The sequence below is a fragment of the Pseudomonas sp. LjRoot71 genome (genome assembly GCF_964253255.1).
GTDB lineage: Bacteria > Pseudomonadota > Gammaproteobacteria > Pseudomonadales > Pseudomonadaceae > Aquipseudomonas.
This window is the reverse complement of sequence record NZ_CAXURA020000001.1, coordinates 863,949-889,504: the sequence shown is the minus strand read 5'-3', so window position 1 is coordinate 889,504 and position 25,556 is coordinate 863,949. Positions and strand designations below refer to the sequence as shown.

The following is a 25,556-nucleotide window of genomic DNA, read 5'->3' as shown; positions in this document are numbered from 1 at the left end:
GAAGAGGTGAGCATGTGCGACACCCTGGTGCTGCGCAGTCATGGACAGACCTGGTTTGCCAAAAACAGTGATCGCGAAGCGGCCGAGCCACAGCGGCTGATTCGCTTGCCGGCGGTGCGCGGGGATCGTAGCCCTCGGGTGCTCACCAGCTATATCGAGGTGCCGCAGACGGCGGATCGCCACGGCTTGATCCTCAGCCAGCCAAGCTGGTTGTGGGGCGGTGAAATGGGGGTGAATGACCGTGGGGTGGCGATTGGCAACGAAGCGGTATTCACTCGCCTGACGCTGCGCCAGGGTGATGCGCTGCTGGGCATGGACCTGCTGCGTCTGGGCCTGGAGCGTGGCGGCAGTGCCCGTGAGGCCTTGACGGTGATTACCGAACACCTGCAGGCGTTTGGTCAGGGCGGGGCGGCGGGCTATCGCGACAAGAGCTTTCGTTACGACAACAGCTTTCTCCTGGCCGATGCCGACGAAGCCTGGGTGCTGGAGACGGCCGGGCACTTGTGGGCGGCCAAGCGCGTCGACAGCTGGGCGATTTCCAACGCGCTGACCCTGGGGTATGAGTTCGACCTGCACAGTCCTGGGCTGCATGACCAGGCTCGGCGCTTGCAGTGCTGGGATGGTAAGGGCGACCTGCACTTTGCCCAGGCCTTCGATACCCGGCTGCTGCCCTGGATTGGTGGTGCACACAAGCGTCGTGCGCACAACCAGCAATGGCTGACGCAGTGCAGCGGGGCGCCTGGTTTTGCCAATCTGTTCAGCGCCCTGCGCAGCCATGGTCAGGCCGGTGATGACTTTCAGCGGCATAACAACCGTCAGGTCTGTTTGCATGCCGGCAGCTTCTGGCGGCCGTCGCAAACCACCGCCAGCCTGGTGGCCCAGTTACAGGGGCCGGCCAGTGTGCTGGCGGCAACCGGCACCTCCGCGCCGTGCCTGAGCCTGTTTCAGCCATTGAGCCTGTCTGCCGAGTCGGGTACGGCGGTGCTCGGGGATCCCCTGACCGCGATTGAGCAGAGCTTGTGGTGGCGTTTCGAGCCAGTGCATCGGCGGGCCTTGGTTGACCGTGCGTTTCGTCAGGGCCTGCGTAACAGCCGTAACGCGCTGGAGACGCAGCTGTGGTTGGCATTGCAGCAACCACAAGTGCCTTGGCCGCAGCTGGCGGCCCAGGCCCGTAACTGGCATCGCGACTGGCACAGTCAGGCCCTGCAGGGCAGCGTGTCGCTCAATCGCTGGTGGCGGCGTCAGGCGCAGCTGTAAAGCCCGCTTGTCAAAAGCCGGTGGCGCTCCTATGGTGCGCATCGACGAATACGGAGTGACCATGAGCGATTTACAGCACCTCTTCGACAACAACGCGCGTTGGGCCGAAGCGATTAAGGAAGAAGATCCGCAGTTCTTCGCCAAACTGGCTCAGCAGCAAGTGCCCGAGTACTTGTGGATCGGCTGTTCCGATGCGCGGGTGCCGGCCAACGAGATTGTCGGCCTGCTGCCGGGCGACCTGTTCGTCCACCGCAACGTCGCCAACGTGGTGCTGCACACCGACCTCAACTGCCTGTCGGTGATCCAGTACGCGGTTGATGTGCTCAAGGTCAAACATATCCTGGTCACCGGGCACTACGGTTGCGGCGGGGTGCGGGCGTCCATGCAGGATACCCAGTTCGGCCTGATCGACGGCTGGCTGCGCAGCATCCGTGATCTCTACTACGAGCACCGTGAGCACCTGGCGCAACTCCCAACTGAGGAAGAGCAGGTCGACCGCCTGTGCGAACTCAATGTGATCCAGCAGGTGGCCAACGTCAGCCACACCACCATCGTGCAGAACGCCTGGCACCGTGGTCAGCCGCTGGCGGTGCACGGTTGCATCTACGGCATCAAGGATGGCCGCTGGAAGAACCTCAACGTCACTGTCAGCGGCATGGAGCAGCTGCCGCCGCAATACCGCCTGCGCCCGCTCGGCCAGAACTGAGGCATGCAATCTTCCGTACGTGTCGCGCTGGCCGGTCTGCTGCTGGCAACTCTTTGCTGGTCCGGTAATGCCCTGGTGGCAAGGGCGTTTGCTGGAGAAATCCCGCCATTCGCGTTGTCATTCTGGCGCTGGAGCCTGGCCCTGGTGCTGTTGCTGCCCTTTGTGGCCAAACCACTGTGGCAACATCGTACCGCGCTGCGTGCCGCCGGCTGGCGTTTGCTGGTGCTTGCTGGCCTCGGTATTGCCGGTTACAACAGCCTGCTCTACGCCGCCGCGCAAACCACGGCGGCGATCAACATCACCCTGGTCAACACCTGCCTGCCGCTGATGACCTTTATCGGTGCTGGCCTGCTGCTCGGTGAGTGGCCACAGCGCCGCGCGTGGTGGGGCATGGCGGTGGCGGCCGGCGGTTTGCTGGTGCTGATCAGCAAAGGCAGCTGGGCCAGTATCGCCGGTCTGGCATTCAACAAGGGCGATCTGATCATGTTGCTGGCAGTGGCGGACTGGGCGCTCTACTCACTGCTGCTGCGGCGTTGGGCCCACTACCTGCTGCCAATCCCACCACTGGCATTGTTGGGCATGCTGATCTTGCTGGGCGTGCCGCTGATTCTGCCGTTCTACCTTTACGAACTGACTCAGGGCGCACACTTCAGCGTGACGCCGCACAACTTGGCCGCCATCGGCTATACCGCCATCTTCGCTTCACTGCTCGCCTACCTCGCCTGGAACCACGCCATCCGCGTCATCGGCGCCGCCAAGGCCGCGCTCTCCAACTACCTGATGCCAGTTTTCACCGCCGTACTGGGCTGGCTATTGCTGGGGGAGGGCTTGCAGCCCTATCACTGGCTTGGCGCAACGCTGATCTTTACTGGACTGCTGCTCGGTACGCAGAGGACGGTTAAGGGGCGCTAGAGGGAAGGCGGTTTGTGTGTAGGCCTGCCCAGAAAACAAAAAAGGGCTTAGCTTTCGCTAAACCCTTGTTTTGTTACGCAGTCATTTGAACTGGTTAGCTAAAGTACTGTTTTATATTGATTTTAATTTTTTGAATTTTTACAGGCATACAGGCTGGCATACATGGCTCCGGCTGCTGGGCTTCTGGCCGCCTCTTTTCGTAGCTTGTGTATGCGCTTCTGTAGCTGACTTTTTGCGGCTTAAAAAGCCGACGAGCGGGCATGCTTATCACTCCGCTGCAGGCCCCCGACCAGCCTGGATCAATCCATCCTCGCGTAGAACTCTCCACAAATTTCCCCACCACGAAGCAGGGCGTAGCCTTCAACGATTCCGTAGCGTTTGTCGTAGTCGAGCCCTGTGTCTTGGCCAGCATCAATGCGGAATGCCCACAGCTGGTCGGTTTCCTGCAGTTGCTGGCAGAAACGTTGCCAGGCGTCGTTTAGATGGCCGAAAGGCAAGGCAGGCACTGCATTGAGTGGGTCGCTGTAAATCTCCAGTTGCTCGATGCGTTCCCGTGATAACGGCTCGGTCAGGCTGGCCGGCGTTGCGACCCATTCACGGTATACCGGGGTAGGTGGGCGGCGGTTGAATATCCATTCGTTAGCCAGCATGGCGATCACCAGCGGCCATAGAATCAATACCGCCAGAAAGCACGCGATACTTTCCTTCCAGGTCATCGTGTCATCGGCGGGTGCTGAGCGGCTGATCAGCCTCGAATAGCCGTATGCGCAACCTATCGGCAAAATTCCGGCAAGCAGATAACCTCCCAGCCAATACCAGAATGCGCTCATGTGTTGGCACCTTGGATGCGGTTATCGATGCAACGCTGGCCTTTCACCACGCCACGCTCAACAGTAAACACCAGCGTTTCGGCATAGCGGCTGGCAAAACCGGCATGTACATACTCCAACAGCTCGCCCCTGGGGCAGCGCAGCTCACCACTGAACCAGTGCGCGAACACCCGCTCCGGGTAGCCGGGGAAAAAGTCTTCCAGCGCAGCCGGCGTGCCGTCTTGGTAAGTGGCATTGATTTCCACGAGATACAGGTGCTCCTGCTCAATGCGCCATTGCGCGGTGTAGCGCCGCCAACAAAAGGTGCCCATATCGGCAAAGTGGCGAGCATTAGTGACGGTGCCAGGTTGCCTTGAGCCATTCATGGTCCAGTAGCTGCTCAGGGGCAGGCTGGTCATCCCAGTCTTGTTCCCTGCATATTCCAGGGTATCTCTCAGTTGTGCGGTCACGGAGTCCTCCTGCTGCTGGTATCAATCGTGACTCGCCTCACCACTCTTTTACTCGCAAGCCTTCCATGCATTCCTTCACGTCATCATCGATGACATTTCCAGGCTTTATGCATTCCTTCATTGTGCGTCTAACCCCGCGATTAGTTTCGCGTTCTTTCTTGTCCTGGGCTTTCAGGTTGGAACGTGCTGCCTGGCCCAGCACGCCATCAGACCCTGCAAAAAATTCATGAATCAGTCGCTGCATGCCGTTGCTATAGGCTTCTGCAGCAGGCCGCATAGCGTCACCCGCTTGAGTGGCCAAGGGTTTTGATTCTTCTGCGACAGCAGGGCTTGTGGCCATGGCCAGTGCAAGGAATATCTGTTTCATCTGCCTTTAATCACTCCATTGAGACGGTGGCCGCTTATTTTATAAGGCCTACCAGGGCATGTTCAGCTTGAGGCTGCCAGTGATTATCTTCGCAGCGATAATCCAGCCTATGGTTGTGAGGAGGGCGATAGCGCAGTAGGCCGCGACTATGCCCATTGCGATTTGCTTCCAGAGGCCCGCGTATTTTCCTTGCACCTCTCTGTATCTGACCGGTTCTTCCCTCTCGGCTCTGATTTCTTCCACGTCATCAATCATAGGACCTTACCTTTTCTGTCTTTGTGCTTACCCTGGATAAAGGCAAGTCTGCTCAAGTTTTTCGGGGATGCTGAGCGGGTAACGATCCGGCAGAAACAACCACGCCCTCAATCCACCCCGTTCCGACTGGCACCTGTCAAGCCTTGGCGCAATGCCAAGGCCCAGGCGCGGTGCGCAAGTCTATCCCCGTCGCGCTGCAGCGGTTAGGCTTGCGCCTTTGTTTTTGCCCGTTTTAGGAGCAGTAGCGTGAACACGGAAAACCATTCCCAGACGGCCGCCTTTCTCTGGTCGATTGCCGACCTGCTGCGCGGTGACTTCAAGCAGTCGCAGTACGGTCGCATCATCCTGCCGTTTACCCTGCTGCGGCGGATGGAGTGCGTGCTGGAGCCGACCAAGGAAGCGGTGATCCGTGAGTCCTATGCGCAGGAGGGCCGGCCGGATCTGGTGCGTGAGCGTCTGTTGCTGCGTGCCGCCGGGCAGCAGTTCTTCAATGCCTCCAAGCTGACCCTGGGCACGTTGTCGGACACCCAGACCGCTGCCGACCTGATGAGCTATGTGCAGTCCTTCAGCAAGGACGCCCGCGAGATCTTCGAGCACTTCCACTTTGAAGACTTCGTGCAGCAGCTCTCGTCCGCCAACCTGCTGTATCAGGTGGTGCAGCGCTTTGCCGCCACCGACCTGAGCCCCGAGCGCATCAGCAACTTCGGCATGGGTATCATCTTCGAAGAGCTGATCCGCAAGTTCGCGGAAAGCTCCAACGAAACCGCCGGGGAACACTTCACCCCGCGCGATATCGTGCACCTGACCACCTCACTGGTAATCACCGGGCAGGACGACTGAATCGCCCCTAGTTTCGTAGACACCTCCAGGCCTCATAATACGGCCCATTAGGAGGTGCCATGAGTAACCCGCGTTATCCCGAAGAATTCAAAATCGAAGCAGTCAAGCAGGTGACCGAACGGGGTCTGCCGGTGGCTGAGGTAGCTGCTCGCTTGGGCATGTCGACACACAGTCTGTATGCCTGGGTGAAGCGCTACAGCAAGCCCCAAAAGCAGCGGGCACAAGAAGACGATCAACACGCTGAGTTACGTCGCCTGCGTGCTGAACTCAAGCGCGTGACCGAAGAGCGAGACATCCTAAAAAAGGCCGCCGCGTACTTTGCCAAGGAGTGCGGCTGAAGTACGCCTTCATCAGTCAGCTATCCGCAGACTATTCGGTTCGCCGTCTGTGCCTGACCCTGAAAGTACATGCCAGCGGTTACTACGCCTGGCTGTCTGAGCCGAAGTCGGCACGAGCTAAGGATGATCAGCGTCTGCTGGGTTTGATCAAGCACTCCTGGTTAGAAAGCGGTGGCGTCTATGGTTACCGCAAAATCCATGACGACCTGCGTGAGCTGGGAGAACAGTGCGGCAGGCATCGCGTTGCTCGATTAATGCGCCAGGAAGGACTGCGCTCGCAGACAGGGTATCGGCGTCGACCGGGCCGTTATGGTGGTAAGCCTCCAGTGGCCTCTCCGAATCATCTTGAGCGTCGATTCAATGTCACCGAACCCAACAAGGTCTGGGTTACGGACATAACCTACATCCGCACCTATGAGGGCTGGTTGTATTTGGCGGTGGTGCTCGACCTGTTTTCGCGGCAGGTAATTGGCTGGTCAATGAAGCCGCAGATGACCAGCGACCTGGCTATTGATGCATTGCTGATGGCGGTTTGGCGGCGTAAGCCCAAGCTGGAAGTAATGATTCACTCAGATCAGGGTAGCCAGTTCAGCAGCGGCGACTGGCAGAGTTTCCTGAAAGCCAACAACTTGCTTGGCAGCATGAGCCGACGTGGCAACTGCCATGACAATGCGGTAGCGGAAAGCTTTTTCCAGCTGCTGAAACGGGAGCGGGTCAGGCGAAAGATCTATAGCACTAGGCAGGATGCTCGCGCTGATGTGTTCGACTACATCGAGATGTTTTACAACCCAAAACGCCGACATGGTTTCAACAACCAGCTGTCACCGGTAGAGTTTGAGAAGCGACATTTACTGAGCCTGGAAAGTGTCTAGGAAATCCGGGGCGATTCAGACTGCGTTTAAAGGGATTGAAAGCCCGAGGCTCATCTTTTCTGCGCTGTTCTTGGCTAATTTTTGCGTTTCAGCTATTGCAGCTTGCTAGCCAGTGACATAAAGGCGCGAATTTTTGTGTCAGCACATCTAGGCCTGTCGCTTGATGTCTACCACGTTACTGGCGGCGAGCTTGTCTAGATGGTCGGCGTACCATTGCAGCATGGTCGTGCGTTGTTCGATGTACTGAGCTTTGTTGTAGATGCCACGAACGCCAGGTGCCTTGTGGCTCAACTGGGCTTCGATATGGTCAGCGATAAAGCCGTGCTCGTTCAGGATGGTGCTGGCGATATGGCGGAAGCCGTGGCCAGTCTGTCGGCCTTCATAACCGAGGCGGCGTAGTGCCATTAAAAACACGGTATCGCTGCGTGGTTTGGTGCGGTCGCTACGCCCTGGGAACAGCAGCGCGTAAGCTCCGGTAATGGGGTGCAGTTCTTCCAGTAGTGCTATGGCTTGGCGGCAGAGCGGCACCAGGTGTTCGCGCCCCTTCTTGCGGCCTTTGCGTTCAACCGGAATCGTCCATAGCTTCTTGTCAAAGTCGAACTCTGACCATTGGGCTTCCCGAAGTTCACTTGGGCGGACTGCAAGCAGGGTCAGCAGGCGCAAGCCTATCTGAACATCTTTGGCGTGAGGATATGAGCGAATGGCACGGAGGAGGGCGGGCAACTCATCAGCCGAGACGTGGGGATAGTTTTGGGCTTTGCCTGTTGAGAGGAACTTGTGCACGCCATCCAGGGGATTGTTGATGGCGCGGCCGGTTACCCGCGCGAGGTCGTACACGTCTTTGCAGTAGGCACGCACCCGGCTCATCTGCTCGAGAATGCCTTGCTGCTCCATACCGCGAAGCAGTTCCATCCACTCCAGCGAAAGTATGCCGATGTAAGGGCGTTTGCCGAGGGTGGGGAACACATGACGCTCCAGTGCGCCTATTACTCGTTTTGCGGTGCCAGCGTCCCAGTTGCTGAGTCGAGAGGCGTACCACTCCCGCGCCAGGTGTTCAAAGGTGTCATCGGCTGCGGCCAGTTGCTCGGCCCTGCGAGCTTGTTTGCTGGTGAGTGGGTTTTTTCCCAGGGAAGCATCGCCTCTCAGTTCAGAAGCTTTCTGCCGTGCCAGTGCTCCACTCACCTCGGGATAGCCACCAAGGCCTAACCATGACCACTTGCCGTCGGGTTTCTTGTAGCGCAGCTCCCAGGACTTACCGCCGTTGGGCTTAACCCTAAAGTAAAGTCCGGCGCCATCTAGTTCACGGTAGGCCACAGCCTCAGGCTCGAGGCCTGAAAGCACGGTGTCTGCCATTGGGCGACGCTTGATTTCGCTACGTTTCATGGCTTGTATGCCTCGAGTTCAACTTTCGTTGAAGCATACACAGAGGCATACACGGTGGGAAGGTATAGGGGGATATGTCGATATACAGCCATAAACAAGAAAGCCCGCACGGGGCGGGCTTCTTGAAGTGTTTCGTGGACTGTTTGAGACAGCTTGAAACAGGTGTTTGGTGGCTACGCAGGGACTTGAACCCCGGACCCCAGCATTATGAATGCTATGCTCTAACCAACTGAGCTACGTAGCCGAGTGGCGCGCATTATTCGCGTCTTGGGGTTGGGTGTCAACCCTGTTGAGTGAAAATTTCTGCGCGCGATCAAGCGCTTACACGTTAAAGCGGAAATGCATGACGTCGCCGTCTTTGACGATGTAGTCCTTGCCTTCCAGGCGCCATTTGCCGGCTTCTTTGGTGCCGGCTTCGCCCTTGTATTGGATGAAGTCGTTGTAGGCGATGACTTCGGCGCGGATAAAGCCTTTCTCGAAGTCGGTGTGGATCACGGCTGCGGCTTGTGGGGCGGTGGCACCGACCTTGACGGTCCAGGCGCGTACTTCCTTCACGCCTGCAGTGAAGTAAGTCTGCAGGTTGAGCAGCTCGTAGCCGGCACGGATGACGCGGTTGAGGCCGGGTTCTTCGAGGCCCAGGGCTTCGAGGAACATGTCCTTTTCTTCGCCGTCATCGAGTTCGGCGATTTCCGCTTCGATCTTGTTGCACACCGGAACCACGGGTGCGCCCTCGGCGTCGGCGATGGCTTGTACGACGTCGAGCAGCGGGTTGTTCTCGAAGCCGTCTTCGGCAACGTTGGCGATGTACATCACCGGCTTGCTGGTGAGCAGGTGAAAGCCGCGTACCAGGGCCTTCTCGTCATCGCCGAGGGTCTTCATCAGGGTGCGCGCAGGCTTGCCCTCGGTGAAGTGGGGGATGAGTTTTTCCAGCAGGGCTTTCTGGGCTACGGCTTCTTTGTCGCCGCCTTTGGCGTTGCGGGTGACCTTCTGCAGTTGCTTTTCGCAGCTGTCGAGGTCGGCGAAGATCAGTTCGAGGTCGATGATCTCGATGTCGCGCTTGGGGTCGACGCTGTTGGCGACGTGAATCACGTTGTCGTCCTGGAAGCAGCGCACCACGTGGGCGATGGCGTCGGTTTCGCGGATGTTGGCGAGGAATTTGTTGCCCAGGCCTTCGCCTTTCGAGGCACCTTCCACCAGGCCGGCGATGTCGACGAATTCCATAGTGGTGGGAATTACGCGCTCGGGTTTGACGATTTCAGCCAGGGCATCGAGGCGTGGATCGGGCATGGGGACGATGCCGCTGTTCGGTTCGATGGTGCAGAACGGGAAGTTCTCGGCCGCGATCCCGGATTTGGTGAGGGCGTTGAACAGGGTGGACTTGCCGACGTTGGGCAGGCCGACGATGCCGCAGTTAAATCCCATGGTGGTTCCCTCGCGCACTGGCGATAAAAGGTTAAGAGGTGGCTTTCTGGCTGTGCAGTTTGCGCATGGCTACGGTCCAGTCGCCGGCGAGAATCTCCGGCAGGACGCTCAAGGCAAAGTCGATACTGGTGTCCAGAAGTTCCTGCTCGCTGCGCGGTGCGCGGCCGAGGACGAAGTTGGAAACCATGCTGCTGTGCCCGGGGTGGCCGATGCCAAGCCGCAGGCGGTGGAAGTTATTCTGATTACCAAACTGAGCGATGATGTCGCGCAGCCCGTTATGCCCACCATGCCCGCCACCCTGTTTGAGTTTGGCGACGCCGGGAGGCATGTCGAGTTCGTCGTGGGCCACCAGAATGGCTTCCGGCGCAATGCGGAAGAAATTCGCCAGTGCCGCGACGGCCTGGCCGCTGCGGTTCATGTAGGTGGTGGGAATCAACAGTCGAACGTCGTGGCCTTGATGGGTGAACTTGCCCACCAAGCCAAAATACTTTTTGTCGAGGCTCAGGTTGATACGCTGACTGTCAGCCAGGCGCTCAACGAAAAGGGCCCCTGCATTATGCCGGGTCTGGTCGTATTCAGGGCCGGGGTTACCCAAGCCAACGATCAGTTGTACGGCAGTCATGTCAGGAGCCCTTTTGTGGAAATAGCTCGGCAGAATCGCATACCGAGCTGGTTTCCGACGCTGCGAGGTTTACTCGGCAGCGCCTTCGTCTTTAGCAACGCGAGAGGCGTGGATGTTAGCCACAGCCAGGTCGTTACCGTGAGCCAGTGCAACCAGCTCAACGCCTTTCGGCAGTTTCAGATCAGCCAGGTGAACGATCTGACCGACTTCAACCTTGGCCATGTCGACTTCGATGAACTCTGGCAGGTCTTTCGGCAGGCAGGATACTTCTACCTCAGCCAGGACGTGGGAGACTTCGCCGCCTTGCTGCTTCACGCCAACCGAAGTTTCCTGGTTGAGGAAGTGCAGGGGTACGTGGGCGGTCAGTTTCTGGCCAGCAACGACGCGAACGAAGTCAGCGTGCAGTACGTAGCCTTTGGCTGGGTGGCGCTGCAGGGCCTTGATGATCACGCTTTCGTTGCTGCCGGCAACGTTCAGGCTCAGCACGTGGCTGTAGGCTGCTTCGTTTTCCAGCAGTTTGGCGAAATCTTTGGCCAGCAGGCTGATCGATTGTGGGGCTTTTTCGCCGCCGTAAATTACGGCAGGAACCATGGCAACGTTACGACGCAGGCGGCGGCTCGCACCTTTCCCCAGGTCGGAACGCACTTCGGCATTCAGGGCAAAATCAGTCATTTCACTTCTCCAAAATAACCAAACCGTCCGTTACGCTTGCGACCAGCGACGGGACGGTTGGTTGAAAGGCCTTGCCTTCAGGGCAGGGCGTTTGCGCTCAGGGCGTGCTCCGAATTAACGGAACATCGCGCTGATCGATTCTTCATTGCTGATGCGGCGAACCGCTTCAGCGACTACCGGGGCGATATCCAGTTGGCGAATACGCGAACAGGATTGCGCGGCAGCAGACAGCGGAATGGTGTTGGTCACCACCAGCTCGTCAAGTACGGATTTTTCGATGTTCTCGATCGCACGGCCAGACAGTACGGCGTGTGTGGCGTAGGCGAAGACTTTCGAGGCACCGTGTTCTTTCAGTGCTTTGGCCGCGTGGCACAGGGTGCCGGCGGTATCAACCATGTCGTCGACCAGAATGCAGGTACGGCCTTCGACATCACCGATGATGTGCATTACTTCGGAATGGTTGGCTTTCTCGCGGCGCTTGTCGATGATCGCCAGGTCAACACCCAGGGACTTGGCCACGGCGCGAGCACGCACCACACCGCCGATATCCGGGGAAACGATCATCAGGTTTTCAAAGCGCTGGTCTTCGATATCGTCCACCAGTACTGGGGAGCCGTAGATGTTGTCTACCGGGATATCGAAGAAGCCCTGGATCTGATCCGCGTGCAGGTCGACGGTGAGTACACGGTCGATACCGACGACGGTAAGCATGTCAGCCACAACTTTGGCGCTGATGGCCACGCGAGCGGAACGCGGGCGGCGATCCTGGCGGGCATAGCCGAAGTAGGGGATAACTGCAGTAATTCGGGTCGCTGAGGAGCGGCGGAAGGCGTCGGCCATCACCACCAGTTCCATCAGGTTGTCGTTGGTTGGCGCGCATGTCGGTTGAATCAGGAAGACGTCTTTACCGCGGACGTTTTCGTTGATTTCAATCATGATCTCGCCGTCGGAGAATTTACCGACAGAAGCATCACCGAGGGGAATGTGCAGCTGACGTACGATACGTCGCGCCAGATCGGGGTTAGCGTTCCCCGTAAAGACCATCATCTTGGACACGCGCAGTACCTGCCGGCTGAGGGTATACCTGGGTGAGTACAGAAAATGGCAGGGGCGGCTGGATTCGAACCAACGCATGGCAGGATCAAAACCTGCTGCCTTACCGCTTGGCGACGCCCCTGTATCCTGTGTAACCAAATGCTTTGAGTTGTGTATCCGCTCCAGGGCGGAATGGCAGGGGCGGCTGGATTCGAACCAACGCATGGCAGGATCAAAACCTGCTGCCTTACCGCTTGGCGACGCCCCTACATGTACAACCCGTTGCTCTATTTAACTGCAGAGCATGCATTTACTTCCTGACCAATGTTTCGAGCTTGCGGTGCAACATTGAGACGTTGCGGCCTTGGGCGATAAAACTTGGCAAAGTGGCTGGAAGTTGGCGGGCGACTTTATCAGCATCGTCCTGGTTTGGGAAGCTCCCAAACACACAAGCTCCAGTGCCGGTTAATCGAGTTGGAACAAATTTGTTCAACAGGATCAAAGCGTTATGAACTTCTGGATAACGCTTCTGGACCACCGGCTGGCAGTCATTACGACCACCCCCCTCAAGAAGGCTGCGAACTTTAATGGGCGGCGTATCCCGTGTCAACTCGGGGTCGGAGAAAATTTCCGCAGTGCTGACAAGCACTTGCGGAATCGCCACGAGAAACCAGGGTTCGCTCAGGGTTACCGGCTGCAGCTTTTCCCCAACCCCCTCGGCGAAGGCCGCGTGGCCACGCACGAACACCGGCACATCGGCGCCCAGGCTCAGTCCCAGCGCTGCCAGCTGATCTTCGGAGCAGTGCAGCTGCCACAGGTGGTTGAGGCCAAGCAGAGTGGTGGCAGCATCCGAGCTGCCGCCGCCAATGCCGCCACCCATGGGCAGGCGTTTGTCCAACCAGATGTCGGCGCCCAGGGTGCAGCCGGTCTGCTGCTGGAGCAGGCGGGCGGCGCGGACGATCAGGTTGCTGTCATGGGGTACGCCGTCGACTGGGGTATGCAGGCAGATTTCGCCGTCACTGCGCAGGGCAAAACCCAGCTCGTCGCCGAAATCGAGAAACTGAAACAGCGTTTGTAGCTCGTGGTAACCGTCGGCGCGACGACCGAGGATGTGCAGCATCAGGTTGAGCTTGGCCGGTGCCGGCAGAGTCAATTCGGCAGCGGCGGGTATTGCGGATGCGCTCATTGACCGAGCTGGCGCGGTTGCCAGTCCTTGATCACCAGGGTGACTTGCAGGTCATAACCGCTGAGCTTGATGCGTTCCGGCAGCCAGAAACCATTTTGCTCCGCGTAACTCAGGTATTCGACGTACCAGCCATCCTGACTTAGCTGTGCCAGGTGGCTCTGGCCGTCGAGGTTCAGACGGCTTTTACTGTCCGGTGAGGGTAGGCCACGAATCCACCAGAGCAGATGGGAGACCGGCAGGTTGAGGCCAAGCTGGTCTTGCAGCAGCTGCTCCGGTGAGGCGGCTTGATAGCGGCCTTGATTCGCCACTTCCAGAAGGATTTCGCCCGGTCGGCCGGTGAGACGCGCGGCACCGCGACCGAGTGGGCCGGAGAGGCGAATGTCGTAGTAGTCCTGACGTTGCAACCAGAACAGGGTGCCGCTGCCGGAGTCTTTCGGTGCGCGGATGCCAACCTTGCCATTGATTTGCCAGGCATCCAGGCTGCTGATGCGCTGTTTGTGGGCTTGCCAGCTTTGTGCGTCGCCCTGGCCTTCCAGGGCTTCTTTCGAGGTCAGGCCGGCGCAGCCTGTGAGTAAGGCGATAAGACTGAAAACCAGCAGGTGGCGGACAAGCTTCACAGCGTTTCGGCTCCGGTCAGGCGCAGTAAGGTGCTGCGCAGAATGTCACTGTCGGGTTGTTGTTTCAGGGCTTCGCGCCAGAGTTTGCGCGCTTCCTTCTGTTTGCCCTGAACCCACAGTACCTCGCCCAGATGGGCGGCGACTTCGTGGTCGGGAAACTCCTGCATGGCCTTGCGCAGCAGGCGCTCGGCTTCATCCAGGTTGCCCAGGCGGTAATTGACCCAGCCGAGGCTGTCGAGAATGGCTGGATCGCCAGGGTTGAGCTGGTAGGCCTGTTCGATCAGCTGTTTAGCTTCGGCGTAGCGGGTGGTGCGGTCGGCCAGTGTGTAACCCAGGGCATTGAGGGCCATGGCGTTGTCGGGTTCGCGCTCCAGAATAAAGCGCAGGTCCTCTTCCAGCAGGGCCAGGTCGCCGCGTTTTTCCGCCAGCATGGCGCGGGTGTAGAGCAGGTTGAGGTCTTCCGGGAACTGTTCCAGGGCTTGTTCAATGACTTGCCAGGCACGCTCGCTGTTGCGTTGTTTGGACCAGGCTTCGGCTTCGAGCAGGTACAGTTGGATGGCGTAGTCGGGCTGGCTTTCACGGGCGCGGCTAAGACGCTCTGCGGCTTCCTCACCGCGCCGCTGTTTGAACAGCAGTTCGCTCTGTCGGGCCTGGGCTGGCAGGTAGTCGTTGCCGGGGCCAACCAGGGCGTACTCGATCAGGGCGCTGGGGATGTCGTCCAGTTCTTCATGGGCACGGGCCAGGTTGTAATGCGCAGCATCGCTGTGGCTGCCGCGTTCGATCAGTTCTTGCAGGTAGATGATGGCTTCTTTCCAGGCCTTGGCTTCCAGGCAGACCAGGGCCAGGGAGAAACGCAGGTCATCGTCGTTGGGGTATTGCTGCAGCAGTGAGGCGAATTCGCCCTTGGCGTCGTCCAGGCGATTTTCCGCAACCAGCAGGCGGGCGTAAGTCAGGCGCAGGCGTTTGTCGTTCGGGTTCTGCGCAATGCCTTTTTCCAGCAGCGGCAGGGCGTCGTCATTGCGCTCCAGGCTTTGCAGCAGGCGCGCATGCAGGAGAATCGAGGCAATCGGGCGGTTCTTGCTGGGCTGCTCTTCGAGCAGTTCCAGGGCTTCCTGCGGGCGGCCATCCTGTTGCAGCAACAGCGCTTTGCCGAACTGCAGCTGGCTGTTGTCCGGGTATTTCGCTTGCAGGCGATCAAAACTCTGCAATAGGCCGGCGCGAGTGTCCGGGTCGGTTTCGGCGGCGGACAGGGCGAGGAAGTCGAAATGCGTATCGCCCTGACGCTGCAGTACCTGCTCCATAAATGTCATGGATTCGTCATAACGGCCGGCGCGGGCCAGTTGCACGGCGGCAGCACGTTGGGCGTCGATGTTCTCGGGCGCGGTCTTGGCCCACAGCAGGCTGGTTTCCAGGGCGGGTTGTTCGGCACCGAGGTATTCGGCAATACGGAAGCCGCGTTCGGCGACGCCGGCATCCTGAGTGGCCTTGGCCTGCTGGACGTAGTTTTCCAGGGCGATATCAAAACGGTTGCGCTGGCCGGCCAGCTCTGCGGTCAGCAGCGCCAGCAGGGTTTCCTGGCTGAACGCGCGATACACCTGCGGCTGTGCGGGCGTGGCAACGGCGGCCGGGTCTTCCACGGGCGGTGTGCCATCCGGGGAAGAGGGGGCAAAGGTCTGGCAGCCACTTAACAAGGCAGCGGCAGTCAGCAAGGCAAAGGATCTATTCATAAGAAGAGTATGTGGCCAACCTGCGGTCTGGGCATCATGACACAAGCGCTGGGGCAAGCCCATGGGCTGCCATGATCCCGGTGAGAGAGATAAAGCTGCTTATAGGGACAATAAGCCGCAGTGGTTGTTCTCGCATTGCCGAAGTAGGACAATTGCCGGCTTCCACTCCCTGTCAGCGATCGTGCATGGCCTTTATTGCCCTCGGTATCAACCATAAGACCGCCTCGGTGGATGTCCGCGAACGCGTGGCATTCACTCCCGAGCAGTTGGTTGAGGCTTTGCAGCAGCTCTGTCAGCGCACCAGCAGCCGCGAGGCGGCGATTCTCTCGACTTGCAACCGCAGTGAACTGTACCTCGAGCAGGACAGCCTGAGTGCCGATGAAGTGCTGGCCTGGCTGGCCAATTATCACCAGCTGAGCCTCGAGGAATTGCGCGCCTGCGCCTATATCCACGCCGACGATGAAGCCGTGCGGCATATGATGCGCGTGGCCTCCGGCCTGGACTCCATGGTGCTGGGCGAGCCGCAGATTCTCGGTCAGATGAAATCGGCGTTTGCCGTGGCCCGTGAGGCCGGCACCCTTGGCCCGCTGCTCGGGCGGCTGTTTCAGGCTACTTTCAGCACCGCCAAGACCGTGCGCACCGATACCGCAATTGGTGAAAACCCGGTATCGGTGGCCTTTGCCGCCGTCAGCCTGGCCAAGCAGATTTTCGCTGACCTGCATCGCAGCCAGGCGCTGCTGATCGGTGCCGGCGAGACCATCAGCCTGGTCGCGCGCCACCTGCATGATCAGGGCATCAAGCGCATCGTCGTCGCCAACCGTACATTGGAGCGCGCCAGCAGCCTGGCCGAACAGTTCGGCGCGCATGCCGTGCTGCTCTCGGAAATCCCCGATGAGCTGGTCAACAGCGATATCGTCATCAGCTCCACCGCCAGCCAGCTACCGATTCTCGGCAAAGGCGCGGTGGAGCGGGCGCTGAAACAGCGCAAGCACAAGCCGATCTTTATGGTCGATATCGCCGTGCCGCGCGATATCGAGCCGGAAGTCGGTGAGCTGGATGACGTCTACCTCTATACCGTCGATGACCTGCACGAGGTCATCGCGGAAAACCTCAAGAGCCGTCAGGGCGCGGCCCAGGCCGCCGAAGAACTGGTCAGTGTCGGTGCCCAGGAATTCATGCAGCGCCTGCGCGAGCTGGCGGCGGTGGATGTGCTCAAGGCCTATCGTCAGCAGGCCGAGCGCCTGCGCGATGAAGAACTGAGCAAGGCTCTGCGGCTGTTGAGTAACGGCAGCTCGGCAGAAGAGGTGCTGGCGCAACTGGCTCGCGGCCTGACCAACAAACTGTTGCACGCACCCAGCGTGCAACTGAAAAAATTCTCTGCCGATGGCCGCGTCGATGCGTTGGGCGTGGCGCAGGAACTCTTTGCCCTCGACGAGGGCGCGTCGCCTGCTTCTACTCATAGCGGCTCGGCCAATCAATAAAGGTCTGCAATGAAAGCGTCACTGATCAATAAACTCGACCTGTTGCAGGATCGTTTCGAAGAGCTGACCGCGCTGCTCGGTGATGCCGAAGTGATCAGCAACCAGACGCAGTTTCGCGCCTACTCCAAGGAATACGCCGAGCTTGAGCCGGTGTACCAGGCGTTCAGTGCCTTCCGTAAGGTGCAGGCCGACCTGGAAAGCGCGCAGGCGCTGCTCAAGGACAGCGACCCGGACATGCGCGAGATGGCCGAGGAAGAAGTAGCCGAAGCCAAGGCGCAATTGATCGAGCTGGAAGCCACCTTGCAGCGCATGCTGCTGCCGAAAGACCCCAATGACGGCCGTAACGTGTTTCTTGAAGTGCGTGCCGGCACTGGTGGCGACGAGGCGGCGATCTTCTCCGGCGACCTGTTCCGTATGTATTCGCGCTATGCCGAGAAGCAGGGCTGGCGTGTGGAAGTGCTGTCGGCCAGCGAAGGCGAGCATGGCGGCTATAAGGAAGTGATTGCCCGGGTCGAGGGCGACAACGTTTACGGCAAGCTCAAGTTCGAGTCCGGCGCGCACCGCGTGCAGCGCGTGCCGGAAACCGAGTCCCAGGGCCGCATCCACACTTCGGCCTGCACGGTCGCTGTGTTGCCAGAGCCGGATGAGCAGATGGCCATCGACATCAACCCGGCCGACCTGCGCGTGGACACCTACCGCAGCTCCGGCGCGGGTGGTCAGCACGTCAACACCACGGACTCGGCGATCCGCATCACCCACATTCCCACTGGCACCGTGGTGGAATGTCAGGAAGAGCGCTCGCAACACAAGAACCGCGCCAAGGCCATGGCCTGGCTGGCGGCCAAGCTCAAGGATCAGCAGGAAGCCGCCGCGCACAAGGAAATTTCCGACTCGCGCAAGCTGCTGGTGGGCTCCGGCGACCGTTCCGAGCGCATCCGCACCTATAACTTCCCGCAAGGGCGGGTCACTGATCACCGTATCAACCTGACTCTGTATTCGCTTAACGAGGTGATTGCTGGCGGTGTCGAGGCGATTATCGAACCGCTGCTGGTCGAATATCAGGCTGACCAGTTGGCCGCGCTGGGCGATTGAGTCCTGTGGTGCGCACGGCGCACCCTACGCCATGTACCACGTAGGGTGGATGACGCTTTTTCATCCACCAGATGTCTGCGGTGGATCGATAACGCGCGATCCACCCTACGAGAAAAATATGGTCACCATCGAATCCCTGCTTAACACCGCCGCGCTACCCGACTCGCCCACCCCGCGCCTGGATGCCGAGCTGTTGCTGGCCCATATCCTGGGCAAACCGCGCAGCTACCTGCGCACTTGGCCGGAGCGTGAACTTGATGCCGCGCAACTTGAGCGCTATCAGGCCGCGCTCGTTCGGCGTCAGGCTGGCGAACCGGTGGCCTATATTCTCGGCCAGCAGGGTTTCTGGAGTCTGGACCTGGAAGTGGCGTCACATACCCTGATTCCACGGCCGGATACCGAGCTGCTGGTGGAAACTGTTCTCGCCTTGCTGCCGGCCGCACCTGCGCAGGTGCTGGATCTGGGCACTGGCACCGGTGCGATTGCCCTGGCCCTGGCCAGCGAGCGTCCGGTCTGGCAATTGACCGGTGTCGACCGTGTGCCTGAGGCGGTGGCTCTGGCTACACGCAACCGCGCACGCCTTAAACTGGCCAATGCCAATTTTGTAGAAAGCCACTGGTTTAGCGCCTTGGCTGGCCAGCGTTATCAGCTGATTGCCAGCAACCCGCCGTATATCGCCGTCGATGATCGGCATCTGGCCGAAGGCGATGTGCGCTTCGAGCCGAGCAGTGCGCTGGTGGCCGGCGCGGATGGGCTGGACGATATTCGCCTGATCATCCAACAGGCACCGGACTATCTTGAAGCAGGCGGCTGGCTGCTGCTGGAGCATGGTTTCGACCAGGCCACGGCGGTGCGCGGGCTGCTCGGTGCGCGCGGCTTTAGCGCGGTGGAGAGCCGGCGTGACCTGGGCGGCCATGAGCGCATCAGTCTGGGACGCTTCGAAAGTGAGTGATGCCATGAGCCTGCACGACATGCTGAATGACGAGGAATTGCTGCGCTACAGCCGGCAGATCCTCTTGCAACAGATCGATATCGCCGGCCAGCTGCGCCTGAAAAACAGCCGCGCGCTGATTATCGGTCTCGGTGGCCTGGGTTCGCCGGTGGCGCTGTACCTGGCCGCCGCCGGGGTCGGTGAGCTGCATCTAGCGGATTTCGATACGGTCGATCTGACTAACTTGCAGCGGCAGATCGCTCACGATACTTCCAGCATCGGCCAGAGCAAGGTCGACTCGGCGAGCCAGCGTCTGCTGGCAATCAACCCGCAACTGCGCCTGCAAGCGCACCGCCAGGGGCTAGACAGCGACTCCCTGGCTGCGGCTGTTGCAGCGGTGGACCTGGTGCTGGATTGCTCGGACAACTTTGGCACCCGCGAGGCGGTCAACGCCGCGTGCGTGGCGGCCAAGGTGCCGCTGGTCAGTGGTGCGGCGATCCGCCTGGAAGGCCAGCTCTCGGTATTCGATCCACGGCGTGACGACAGCCCGTGCTACCACTGCATCTACGGCCACGGCAGCGAGGCCGAGCTGACCTGCAGTGAAGCCGGGGTGGTCGGCCCGCTGGTCGGTCTGGTCGGCAGCCTGCAAGCATTGGAAGCGCTGAAGCTGCTGGCGCAGTTCGGTGAGCCGCTGGTGGGGCGGCTGCTGCTGATCGATGCCCTCGGCAGTCGTTTCCGTGAACTGCGGGTCAAGCGCGATCCGGGCTGCAGCGTGTGTGGAGTGGCCAGCGGTGAGTAACGCGCCGATTGGTGTGTTCGATTCCGGCGTCGGCGGTTTGTCGGTGCTGCGCGAAATTCGCGCGCTGTTGCCTAATGAGTCGCTGCTGTATGTCGCCGACAGCGGCCATGTGCCCTACGGCGAAAAGAGCCCGGAATTTATCCGTGAGCGCTGCCGGGTATTGGCTGAGTTTCTTTTGGCCCAGGGTGCCAAGGCGCTGGTGCTGGCTTGCAATACCGCCACCGTGGCGGGTGTTGCCGAGTTGCGTGAGCTGTATCCGCAACTGCCCTTGGTGGGCATGGAACCCGCGGTCAAGCCTGCGGCGGCGGCAACCCAGTCCGGTGTGGTCGGCGTGCTGGCCACCACCGGCACGCTGAAAAGCGCCAAGTTCGCCGCGTTGCTCGACCGTTTTGCCAACGATGTGCGGGTGATTACTCAGCCTTGCCCTGGTCTGGTTGAGCGCATCGAAGCCGGTGAGCTGGAGAGCGCTGCCACCCGCGAGTTGCTAGAGGGTTTTGTTGCGCCGCTATTGGCCGAGGGCTGCGACACCTTGATTCTCGGCTGCACCCATTACCCCTTTATCAAGCCGTTGCTGCGCACGCTGGTGCCGGAATCCATCAGCCTGATCGACACCGGAGCAGCGGTGGCGCGGCAGGTCCAGCGCCTGCTGGCGGCGCATGAGTTGCTGGCCGCAGGGCCGGCGCAGCCCACGGCGTTCTGGTCCAGTGCCGAGCCGGCGGCCATGCAACGGGTGCTGCCGCTGCTCTGGGATGAAGCCAGCCAGGTTCGCCGCTTGCCCTGATGCGCCGGTTTGCTATGGGCTTTCTCAACGGCTAAAGATTTCTATACTCTCAGACGGCGTCTATACACACGTCCGTATTGGCTGAACAAGGAAATTGCCATGAGAAAAGTCGTGACCTTGGCTGCGCTGGCGGCCTTGGCTTGGGGGCAGGTGAGTGCCGTGCAGGCGATGGACCTGAGTGTTGCCATTGGGCAAACCGGGGATTCGACCATGACCTACCGCCTGGGTACGCAGTTCGACTTCAACCAGAGCTGGTTTGCCAGTGATGTCGGTCGTTTGACCGGCTACTGGGATGCCGCCTACACCTACTGGGACGGTGACAAAACCGCCAGTAACCACAGCCTGTCCCTGAGCCCGGTGTTTGTTTACGAGTTTGCCGGTGAGCGCTTCAAACCCTATATCGAAGCCGGTATCGGCATTGCCGCGTTCAGCAGCACTGAGTTGGAAGATAACGACCTGGGTTCTTCCTTTCAGTTTGAAGACCGCCTCGGTTTTGGTGTGCGCTTCGCCGGCCAGGAAGTCGGAGTGCGCGCCCTGCATTACTCCAACGCCGGGCTTAAACAACCTAACGATGGTGTTGAGAGCTATAGCCTGCATTACCGCCTGAGTTTCTAGCGGTTTGTGCGGTTAAAAAGCCGGATTGCGATCCGGCTTTTTTATGGCCGTTGCTGGCAACCTCAGAGATTGTTCCTGATGAGTTTTTATCTCGACAGTAAGCCGCGTACTCAGCGATAGATGCTACTCATACCTTTGCGCTCTTCCAGGCATTCAGGTGAGGCGGTTTCGAATTCGCGGCAGATCAGTGGGCGCACTTCGTAGATGGTGCAGCGCATGCTGTCGCGGTCCAGCGCGGCGCACCAGCCGTCGTCCAGGCGCAGCATGACTTCGCCACCCCAGTCATCGGTGTCGATATAGCGCGGCGGCACGCCGGTGTCGGTGATCAGCATGACTTCCAGTTGGCAGCAGCAGGCGGCGCAGTTGCTGCAACTGATGGCAGGTTCGTCGGCGAGTTGGGTGTGGGGGATGCGTTGGCTCATGCGCTGCAGTGTACGCCATCGGCATCAGGCCGGAGGCGATGGCCGACGCAGGGAGGAGGGAGCTATATGCGTCCGCCCTACGCTGAGCCTGCCGGTTAAGCCGATTGGCGTGCGCGTAGGCGCTGTTCGTACTGGCTGCGATAGAGCTTGGCGAAGCCGTGCAACACGGGCATCACCAGCGCCCAGATAGCGCCGATCAGCAGCAGGCTTTGCCATGTGCCGTAGGGCAGGCCGACGCCGGCGATCTGCGCTCCGCCGTAATAGGACAGTGGTGCGCCAATCGCGCCGAGCAGGCTGCCGCGCCACCAGGGTTGCGCGGTCCACGCCAGGCAGTGATTGAGCGTGGTGGCCATCAGCAGCCATAGGCTGGCCAGCCACAGTGGGATCAGGGTGCGTGGCTCGCCGAAGTCAAAAAAGCCGAGGTTGAGCAGGAAGCTGTCCAGCGCGCTGCCCGCCAGAAACACGCTGACCAGCAGCTTGCCTTCGGCTGCCCAACTGCTGGTCCACAGCAGATGCACCGCCAGCACCGCTGCGACAACCAGCAGCCACAGGCTGTCGCCAGCGAAGACGCAGGCGAACCAACCGAGCTGAAACAGCAGGGTGTTGACGAGCAGCTTAGCCATCGAGATTTCCCAGAAGCGGTGCCGGACGGGCGGCTGGCTTGGCCAGCAGCAATTGCGCGGTGCCGATGGTGCGCTCGATAAAACCACCCTCGCAATAGCACAGGTAGAACTCCCACAGGCGGAAGAAGTAGTCGTCGTAGCCCTGCTGCTCCAGCTTGTGCCGTGCCTGGCGCAGGTTGTCGTGCCAGATGCGCAGGGTGCGGGCGTAATGCAGGCCGAAGTCCTCCATATGGTGCAGGTTCATGTCGGTCTTGGCGCTGATGATCTCCAGCATCTTGTTCACCGAGGGCAGGGCACCGCCGGGGAAAATGTAGCGCTGGATAAAGTCCACGGCATTTTTCGCCTGTTCATAGCGCTGATCGCGGATGGTGATGGCTTGCAGCAGCATCAGCCCGTCTGGCTTGAGCAGGCTGGCGCATTGCTGGAAGTAGGTGGGCAGGAAACGATGGCCCACCGCCTCGATCATCTCGATCGACACCAGCTTGTCGAATTGTCCGGCGAGGTCGCGGTAATCCTCCAGCAGCAGGGTGATCTGCCCTTGCAGGCCTTGTTCCTGGATGCGCTGCTGGGTGTAGGCAAACTGCTCGCGTGACAGCGTGGTGGTGGTCACCTTGCAGCCGTAATGAGTGGCGGCGTAGATCGCCATGCTGCCCCAGCCGGTGCCGATTTCCAGTAGGTGGTCGCTGGGTTTTAGCGCCAGCTTCTGGCAGATGCGTTCGAGCTTGTTCAGCTGCGCCTGCTCCAGGCTGTCGTTGGCGCTGCGGAACATGGCGGCCGAGTACATCATGGTCGGGTCGAGAAACTGCTCGAACAGCTCGTTGCCCAGGTCATAGTGGGCAGAGATGTTCTTGCGCGAGCCTTTGCGGGTGTTGCGATTGAGCCAGTGCAGACCCTGAATCAGCGGACGGCCCAGCTGGGCCAGGCCGCTTTCCATGGCGTCGAGTACGTCGAGGTTGCTGACGAATACGCGAATCACCGCCGTCAGGTCCGGGGTGGTCCAGTAACCGTGGATATAGGCTTCGCCCGAACCGATTGAGCCGTTGCCGGCCACCAACCCCCAGACGGCACCATCCTGCACCCGGATCTCGGCACTCAGGCTGGAGTGGACATCGCCGAACTCCATGCGCTCGTCACCTTCAATGATCACCAGTTGGCCGTGGCGCAGCTGTTTCAGCTGGCGCAGTACCGCACGGCGCAGCAGGCTGGCACCAATGCCGCTGCCGGCGCGCACCACATGTTTGGCGGAGGTCAGGCTAGAGCTTTTCATGGATGGCGTCCTTTGATGCGGGGCGGGCGACGCGGAAATCACCTTCAGCGGCCCGATGGGTGAACAGGGGAATACGTTTGAGCAGCAGACGCAGGGCTTGCCAGTAAATGGCGGCCACGGTCTTGCCGGTCATCCAGGGAAATTGCAGCAAATAGCGATGCAGGCTGGCGCGGTTGAGCTCGGTGCGTTGCAGGCTGAGGCTGGCATCGAAGAGTTTGTCCTCGCCCTGCCAGTCGGCCATGTGAATACCCAGGCGCTCGCCGGCCGGGCTGAAACTCATGCGGTATTCCAGCTCGCGCGGCAGAAAGGGTGAGACGTGAAAGGCCTTGGCCACTGCGACGTGCAGGTGTCCCTCGCCCTCGGCGGGTAATACGTAGTGATAGCGTTCACGCCAGGGTGTATTGCTCACTTCGCAGAGAATCGCCGCCAGACGGCCATCGGCCTCATGGCAGTAAAAGAAGCTCGCCGGGTTGAAGCTCAGCCCCCAGCTGCGCGGCTGGGTCAGCAGGCAGATGCGGCCCAGTGGCGTGCGGCCCAGCGCTTCCGTCACGCGCTGGCGTACGGCATCGATCAAGTGGGTACCGGCCCCGGTGAACTGTGGCAGGTAATCGGTTTCACGAAAGGCAAAAGGCGCAAAGCGGCCACGCCCAGCCAGGGGCGACAGCGCGAGCACGGCGTCCTGCTCGCTCAGGTCGAGATAGAGCAGGCCCATGCGGTAGCGGAAGTTGTGCAGCCGTGGGGCAAAACGCCGGTGCTGCACCCAGCCGCTGTAGAGGGCGCTGTTCAGTGCCGTTGGGCTGTTCACTACAGCGCCTCACCAAATTCACGGGCCACGCGCAGCGCGCTGACCACGCCATCTTCATGAAAGCCATTGGCCCAGTAAGCGCCGCAGAAGTAGCTGTGGTTAGCGCCGAGCAGTTCTTCCCAGCGCGCCTGCGCGGCCATGCCGGCCAGGCTGTATTGCGGGTGGGCGTAGGTGTAGCGGGCGAGAATCTTACTCGGGTCGATGGCGGCAGTCTGGTTCAGGCTGACGCAGAAGGTGGTCTCGCTCTGAATGCCCTGCAGGATATTCATGTCATAGGTCACCGCTGCCGGCTGATCCACCGGACCGCCGAGGCGGTAGTTCCAGCTGGCCCAGGCCAGTGGTCGTTTCGGCAGCAAGCGGGTGTCGGTATGCAGCACCACGTCATTGTCGGCATAGGGCAGCGCACCGAGGATGGCCTGTTCGGTCGGTGTCGGTGCAGCCAGCAGTGCCAGAGCCTGGTCGCTGTGGCAGGCAAACACCACTTTGTCGAAACGCTCGCTACCGGCAGCGCTGTGCACAGTCACGCCGTCGCCATCGCGCTCAACCCGGTTCACCGCGCAGTTGAGGCGGATGTGTTGTTTGAACGATTCGGTCAGCGGCGCTACATAGCTGCTGGAGCCGCCTTCGATCACGCACCACTGTGGACGATCACTGACTGACAGCAGGCCGTGGTTCTTGAAGAAACGCACAAAGAACTGCAGCGGGAAGCCGAGCATGTCATTCAGCGACATCGACCAGATCGCCGCGCCCATGGGCACGATGTAGTGCTGGATAAACCGCTCGCTGTAACCATTGGTCTTGAGGTAATCGCCCAGGGTCATGTCGGCGCCGATGCGCTGGTTGTTGAGGTCCTGCAGCGCCTCGCGGTTGAAACGCAGAATGTCGCGCACCATGCCGATGAATTTCGGCGACACCAGATTGCTGCGTTGGGCGAACAGGGTATTGAGGTTGTGCCCGTTGTATTCCACGCCGCTTAGCGGGTCGCTGACCGAGAAGCTCATCTCGGTGTCCTTGAACCCCACCCCCAGCTGGCTGAGCAGGCGGATAAAGTTCGGGTAGGTCCAGTCGTTGAACACGATAAAACCGGTGTCCACGGCATACCGCTGCCCCTTCACCTCAACATCAACGGTGTGGGTGTGACCGCCGATCCAGTCGCTGGCCTCAAACACCGTGATGTCGTGACGGCGGTTGAGCAGATAAGCGCTGGTGAGGCCGGCAATGCCGCTGCCGATAATGGCAATTTTCATGGA

At 60.2% G+C, this 25,556-nt stretch carries 27 protein-coding genes, 3 tRNA genes and 1 pseudogene; 11 read left to right on the top strand and 20 right to left on the bottom strand.

The window, feature by feature from the left end:
* Positions 1 to 12: 12 nt before the first annotated feature.
* The 3 genes from ACSQ17_RS04285 (at position 13) to ACSQ17_RS04275 (ending at position 2,875) form a co-directional block, all read left to right on the top strand.
* Positions 13 to 1,257, top strand: coding sequence for a C69 family dipeptidase (locus ACSQ17_RS04285; protein ID WP_436067723.1), 1,245 nt, complete (start codon positions 13 to 15; stop codon positions 1,255 to 1,257).
* 61 nt (positions 1,258 to 1,318) lie between these two features.
* Positions 1,319 to 1,963, top strand: a complete 645-nt coding sequence (gene can / locus ACSQ17_RS04280) for a carbonate dehydratase (protein WP_436067722.1) — start codon at positions 1,319 to 1,321, stop codon at positions 1,961 to 1,963.
* Positions 1,964 to 1,966: 3 nt separating this feature from the next.
* Positions 1,967 to 2,875, top strand: a complete 909-nt coding sequence (locus tag ACSQ17_RS04275; protein WP_436067721.1) for a DMT family transporter — start codon at positions 1,967 to 1,969, stop codon at positions 2,873 to 2,875.
* A 299-nt stretch (positions 2,876 to 3,174) separates the two neighbouring features.
* On the opposite strand, the gene ACSQ17_RS04270 is transcribed toward ACSQ17_RS04275, so the two are convergent.
* From ACSQ17_RS04270 to ACSQ17_RS04255, 4 genes are read right to left on the bottom strand one after another with little or no spacing between them, the layout of a single operon-like run.
* The gene (locus ACSQ17_RS04270) at positions 3,175 to 3,705 is read right to left on the bottom strand and encodes a hypothetical protein (protein ID WP_436067720.1); all 531 of its coding nucleotides are present in this window, start codon (positions 3,703 to 3,705) and stop codon (positions 3,175 to 3,177) included.
* Entirely contained in the window at positions 3,702 to 4,154 is a 453-nt protein-coding gene (locus ACSQ17_RS04265; protein WP_436067719.1) for a hypothetical protein, read from the bottom strand. Before ACSQ17_RS04265 ends, ACSQ17_RS04270 begins: the two co-directional genes overlap by 4 nt.
* A gap of 37 nt (positions 4,155 to 4,191) precedes the next feature.
* A complete protein-coding gene (locus ACSQ17_RS04260; RefSeq protein WP_233686595.1) occupies positions 4,192 to 4,521 on the bottom strand; it encodes a hypothetical protein in 330 nt (109 codons plus the stop codon).
* A gap of 48 nt (positions 4,522 to 4,569) precedes the next feature.
* On the bottom strand, positions 4,570 to 4,776 hold the full coding sequence (locus tag ACSQ17_RS04255) for a hypothetical protein (RefSeq protein WP_436067718.1): 207 nt from the start codon (positions 4,774 to 4,776) through the stop codon (positions 4,570 to 4,572).
* 246 nt (positions 4,777 to 5,022) lie between these two features.
* Between ACSQ17_RS04255 and ACSQ17_RS04250 the strand changes: the two are divergent.
* A pseudogene (locus tag ACSQ17_RS04250) lies at positions 5,023 to 5,613 on the top strand (type I restriction-modification system subunit M N-terminal domain-containing protein); the annotation flags it as partial.
* A gap of 62 nt (positions 5,614 to 5,675) precedes the next feature.
* Positions 5,676 to 6,826, top strand: a protein-coding gene (locus ACSQ17_RS04245) for an IS3 family transposase (RefSeq protein WP_436067717.1) whose coding sequence is annotated in 2 segments (ribosomal slippage) — positions 5,676 to 5,919 and positions 5,919 to 6,826 — 1,152 coding nt in all. Because the reading frame shifts where the segments join, the coding sequence is not laid out codon by codon here.
* Between the two features lie 147 nt (positions 6,827 to 6,973).
* Here the strand turns inward: ACSQ17_RS04245 and ACSQ17_RS04240 are convergent.
* From ACSQ17_RS04240 to ACSQ17_RS04190, 11 genes are all read right to left on the bottom strand, one after another.
* Positions 6,974 to 8,209, bottom strand: coding sequence for a tyrosine-type recombinase/integrase (locus tag ACSQ17_RS04240; RefSeq protein WP_436067716.1), 1,236 nt, complete (start codon positions 8,207 to 8,209; stop codon positions 6,974 to 6,976).
* A 167-nt stretch (positions 8,210 to 8,376) separates the two neighbouring features.
* Positions 8,377 to 8,453: transfer RNA gene (locus ACSQ17_RS04235), tRNA-Met, on the bottom strand.
* A 77-nt stretch (positions 8,454 to 8,530) separates the two neighbouring features.
* Complete coding sequence (ychF, locus tag ACSQ17_RS04230; RefSeq protein WP_436067715.1) at positions 8,531 to 9,631, bottom strand: redox-regulated ATPase YchF; 1,101 nt, start codon at positions 9,629 to 9,631, stop codon at positions 8,531 to 8,533.
* 31 nt (positions 9,632 to 9,662) lie between these two features.
* Positions 9,663 to 10,253, bottom strand: coding sequence for an aminoacyl-tRNA hydrolase (gene pth / locus ACSQ17_RS04225; RefSeq protein WP_436067714.1), 591 nt, complete (start codon positions 10,251 to 10,253; stop codon positions 9,663 to 9,665).
* Positions 10,254 to 10,322: 69 nt separating this feature from the next.
* Complete coding sequence (locus ACSQ17_RS04220; protein WP_436067713.1) at positions 10,323 to 10,925, bottom strand: 50S ribosomal protein L25/general stress protein Ctc; 603 nt, start codon at positions 10,923 to 10,925, stop codon at positions 10,323 to 10,325.
* 114 nt (positions 10,926 to 11,039) lie between these two features.
* A complete protein-coding gene (locus ACSQ17_RS04215; RefSeq protein WP_090251437.1) occupies positions 11,040 to 11,981 on the bottom strand; it encodes a ribose-phosphate pyrophosphokinase in 942 nt (313 codons plus the stop codon).
* A gap of 46 nt (positions 11,982 to 12,027) precedes the next feature.
* A tRNA-Gln gene (locus tag ACSQ17_RS04210) sits at positions 12,028 to 12,102 on the bottom strand.
* 51 nt (positions 12,103 to 12,153) lie between these two features.
* Positions 12,154 to 12,228: transfer RNA gene (locus ACSQ17_RS04205), tRNA-Gln, on the bottom strand.
* 42 nt (positions 12,229 to 12,270) lie between these two features.
* Complete coding sequence (gene ispE, locus ACSQ17_RS04200) at positions 12,271 to 13,146, bottom strand: 4-(cytidine 5'-diphospho)-2-C-methyl-D-erythritol kinase (protein WP_436067712.1); 876 nt, start codon at positions 13,144 to 13,146, stop codon at positions 12,271 to 12,273.
* Positions 13,143 to 13,763: a lipoprotein insertase outer membrane protein LolB gene (gene lolB / locus ACSQ17_RS04195; protein WP_436067711.1), complete on the bottom strand. Its 621-nt coding sequence runs from the start codon at positions 13,761 to 13,763 to the stop codon at positions 13,143 to 13,145. The genes ispE and lolB overlap by 4 nt, the downstream gene beginning before the upstream one ends.
* Entirely contained in the window at positions 13,760 to 15,490 is a 1,731-nt protein-coding gene (locus tag ACSQ17_RS04190) for a tetratricopeptide repeat protein (RefSeq protein ID WP_436067710.1), read from the bottom strand. Before ACSQ17_RS04190 ends, lolB begins: the two co-directional genes overlap by 4 nt.
* Positions 15,491 to 15,675: 185 nt before the next feature.
* Here ACSQ17_RS04190 and hemA point away from each other — a divergent pair, with 185 nt between their 5' ends.
* The 6 genes from hemA to ACSQ17_RS04160 all read left to right on the top strand — a co-directional run bounded on the left by hemA (position 15,676) and on the right by ACSQ17_RS04160 (position 21,189).
* Entirely contained in the window at positions 15,676 to 16,971 is a 1,296-nt protein-coding gene (hemA, locus tag ACSQ17_RS04185) for a glutamyl-tRNA reductase (RefSeq protein WP_436067709.1), read from the top strand.
* Positions 16,972 to 16,980: 9 nt separating this feature from the next.
* Entirely contained in the window at positions 16,981 to 18,063 is a 1,083-nt protein-coding gene (prfA, locus tag ACSQ17_RS04180; protein ID WP_436067708.1) for a peptide chain release factor 1, read from the top strand.
* Positions 18,064 to 18,181: 118 nt separating this feature from the next.
* A complete protein-coding gene (prmC, locus tag ACSQ17_RS04175; protein ID WP_436067707.1) occupies positions 18,182 to 19,015 on the top strand; it encodes a peptide chain release factor N(5)-glutamine methyltransferase in 834 nt (277 codons plus the stop codon).
* A gap of 19 nt (positions 19,016 to 19,034) precedes the next feature.
* The gene (locus ACSQ17_RS04170) at positions 19,035 to 19,793 is read left to right on the top strand and encodes a molybdopterin-synthase adenylyltransferase MoeB (RefSeq protein WP_436070427.1); all 759 of its coding nucleotides are present in this window, start codon (positions 19,035 to 19,037) and stop codon (positions 19,791 to 19,793) included.
* Positions 19,786 to 20,574 (top strand): glutamate racemase, encoded by a 789-nt coding sequence (gene murI, locus ACSQ17_RS04165; protein ID WP_436067706.1) that lies wholly within the window; start codon positions 19,786 to 19,788, stop codon positions 20,572 to 20,574. Before ACSQ17_RS04170 ends, murI begins: the two co-directional genes overlap by 8 nt.
* A 99-nt stretch (positions 20,575 to 20,673) precedes the next feature.
* Entirely contained in the window at positions 20,674 to 21,189 is a 516-nt protein-coding gene (locus ACSQ17_RS04160; RefSeq protein WP_436067705.1) for an acyloxyacyl hydrolase, read from the top strand.
* Between the two features lie 110 nt (positions 21,190 to 21,299).
* Here the strand turns inward: ACSQ17_RS04160 and ACSQ17_RS04155 are convergent, their stop codons facing one another.
* The 5 genes from ACSQ17_RS04155 to ACSQ17_RS04135 form a co-directional block, all read right to left on the bottom strand.
* Positions 21,300 to 21,611: a YkgJ family cysteine cluster protein gene (locus ACSQ17_RS04155; protein ID WP_392540339.1), complete on the bottom strand. Its 312-nt coding sequence runs from the start codon at positions 21,609 to 21,611 to the stop codon at positions 21,300 to 21,302.
* 95 nt (positions 21,612 to 21,706) lie between these two features.
* Positions 21,707 to 22,234, bottom strand: coding sequence for a DUF2878 domain-containing protein (locus tag ACSQ17_RS04150; protein WP_436067704.1), 528 nt, complete (start codon positions 22,232 to 22,234; stop codon positions 21,707 to 21,709).
* Entirely contained in the window at positions 22,227 to 23,501 is a 1,275-nt protein-coding gene (locus tag ACSQ17_RS04145; protein ID WP_436067703.1) for a class I SAM-dependent methyltransferase, read from the bottom strand. Before ACSQ17_RS04145 ends, ACSQ17_RS04150 begins: the two co-directional genes overlap by 8 nt.
* Positions 23,488 to 24,288 (bottom strand): DUF1365 domain-containing protein, encoded by an 801-nt coding sequence (locus ACSQ17_RS04140; protein ID WP_233686409.1) that lies wholly within the window; start codon positions 24,286 to 24,288, stop codon positions 23,488 to 23,490. Before ACSQ17_RS04140 ends, ACSQ17_RS04145 begins: the two co-directional genes overlap by 14 nt.
* A gap of 17 nt (positions 24,289 to 24,305) precedes the next feature.
* Positions 24,306 to 25,553, bottom strand: a complete 1,248-nt coding sequence (locus ACSQ17_RS04135; RefSeq protein WP_436067702.1) for an NAD(P)/FAD-dependent oxidoreductase — start codon at positions 25,551 to 25,553, stop codon at positions 24,306 to 24,308.
* Between the last annotated feature and the right edge of the window lie 3 nt (positions 25,554 to 25,556).

Coding starts and splice junctions, on each gene's coding strand:
- ACSQ17_RS04285 (WP_436067723.1), top strand. CDS start 13: ATGTGCGACACCCTGGTGCTGCGCAGTCATGGACAGACCTGGTTTGCC.
- can (WP_436067722.1), top strand. CDS start 1,319: ATGAGCGATTTACAGCACCTCTTCGACAACAACGCGCGTTGGGCCGAA.
- ACSQ17_RS04275 (WP_436067721.1), top strand. CDS start 1,967: ATGCAATCTTCCGTACGTGTCGCGCTGGCCGGTCTGCTGCTGGCAACT.
- ACSQ17_RS04270 (WP_436067720.1), bottom strand. CDS start 3,705: ATGAGCGCATTCTGGTATTGGCTGGGAGGTTATCTGCTTGCCGGAATT.
- ACSQ17_RS04260 (WP_233686595.1), bottom strand. CDS start 4,521: ATGAAACAGATATTCCTTGCACTGGCCATGGCCACAAGCCCTGCTGTC.
- ACSQ17_RS04255 (WP_436067718.1), bottom strand. CDS start 4,776: ATGATTGATGACGTGGAAGAAATCAGAGCCGAGAGGGAAGAACCGGTC.
- ACSQ17_RS04240 (WP_436067716.1), bottom strand. CDS start 8,209: ATGAAACGTAGCGAAATCAAGCGTCGCCCAATGGCAGACACCGTGCTT.
- ychF (WP_436067715.1), bottom strand. CDS start 9,631: ATGGGATTTAACTGCGGCATCGTCGGCCTGCCCAACGTCGGCAAGTCC.
- pth (WP_436067714.1), bottom strand. CDS start 10,253: ATGACTGCCGTACAACTGATCGTTGGCTTGGGTAACCCCGGCCCTGAA.
- ACSQ17_RS04220 (WP_436067713.1), bottom strand. CDS start 10,925: ATGACTGATTTTGCCCTGAATGCCGAAGTGCGTTCCGACCTGGGGAAA.
- ispE (WP_436067712.1), bottom strand. CDS start 13,146: ATGAGCGCATCCGCAATACCCGCCGCTGCCGAATTGACTCTGCCGGCA.
- ACSQ17_RS04190 (WP_436067710.1), bottom strand. CDS start 15,490: ATGAATAGATCCTTTGCCTTGCTGACTGCCGCTGCCTTGTTAAGTGGC.
- hemA (WP_436067709.1), top strand. CDS start 15,676: ATGGCCTTTATTGCCCTCGGTATCAACCATAAGACCGCCTCGGTGGAT.
- prfA (WP_436067708.1), top strand. CDS start 16,981: ATGAAAGCGTCACTGATCAATAAACTCGACCTGTTGCAGGATCGTTTC.
- prmC (WP_436067707.1), top strand. CDS start 18,182: ATGGTCACCATCGAATCCCTGCTTAACACCGCCGCGCTACCCGACTCG.
- ACSQ17_RS04170 (WP_436070427.1), top strand. CDS start 19,035: ATGCTGAATGACGAGGAATTGCTGCGCTACAGCCGGCAGATCCTCTTG.
- ACSQ17_RS04160 (WP_436067705.1), top strand. CDS start 20,674: ATGAGAAAAGTCGTGACCTTGGCTGCGCTGGCGGCCTTGGCTTGGGGG.
- ACSQ17_RS04155 (WP_392540339.1), bottom strand. CDS start 21,611: ATGAGCCAACGCATCCCCCACACCCAACTCGCCGACGAACCTGCCATC.
- ACSQ17_RS04150 (WP_436067704.1), bottom strand. CDS start 22,234: ATGGCTAAGCTGCTCGTCAACACCCTGCTGTTTCAGCTCGGTTGGTTC.
- ACSQ17_RS04145 (WP_436067703.1), bottom strand. CDS start 23,501: ATGAAAAGCTCTAGCCTGACCTCCGCCAAACATGTGGTGCGCGCCGGC.
- ACSQ17_RS04135 (WP_436067702.1), bottom strand. CDS start 25,553: ATGAAAATTGCCATTATCGGCAGCGGCATTGCCGGCCTCACCAGCGCT.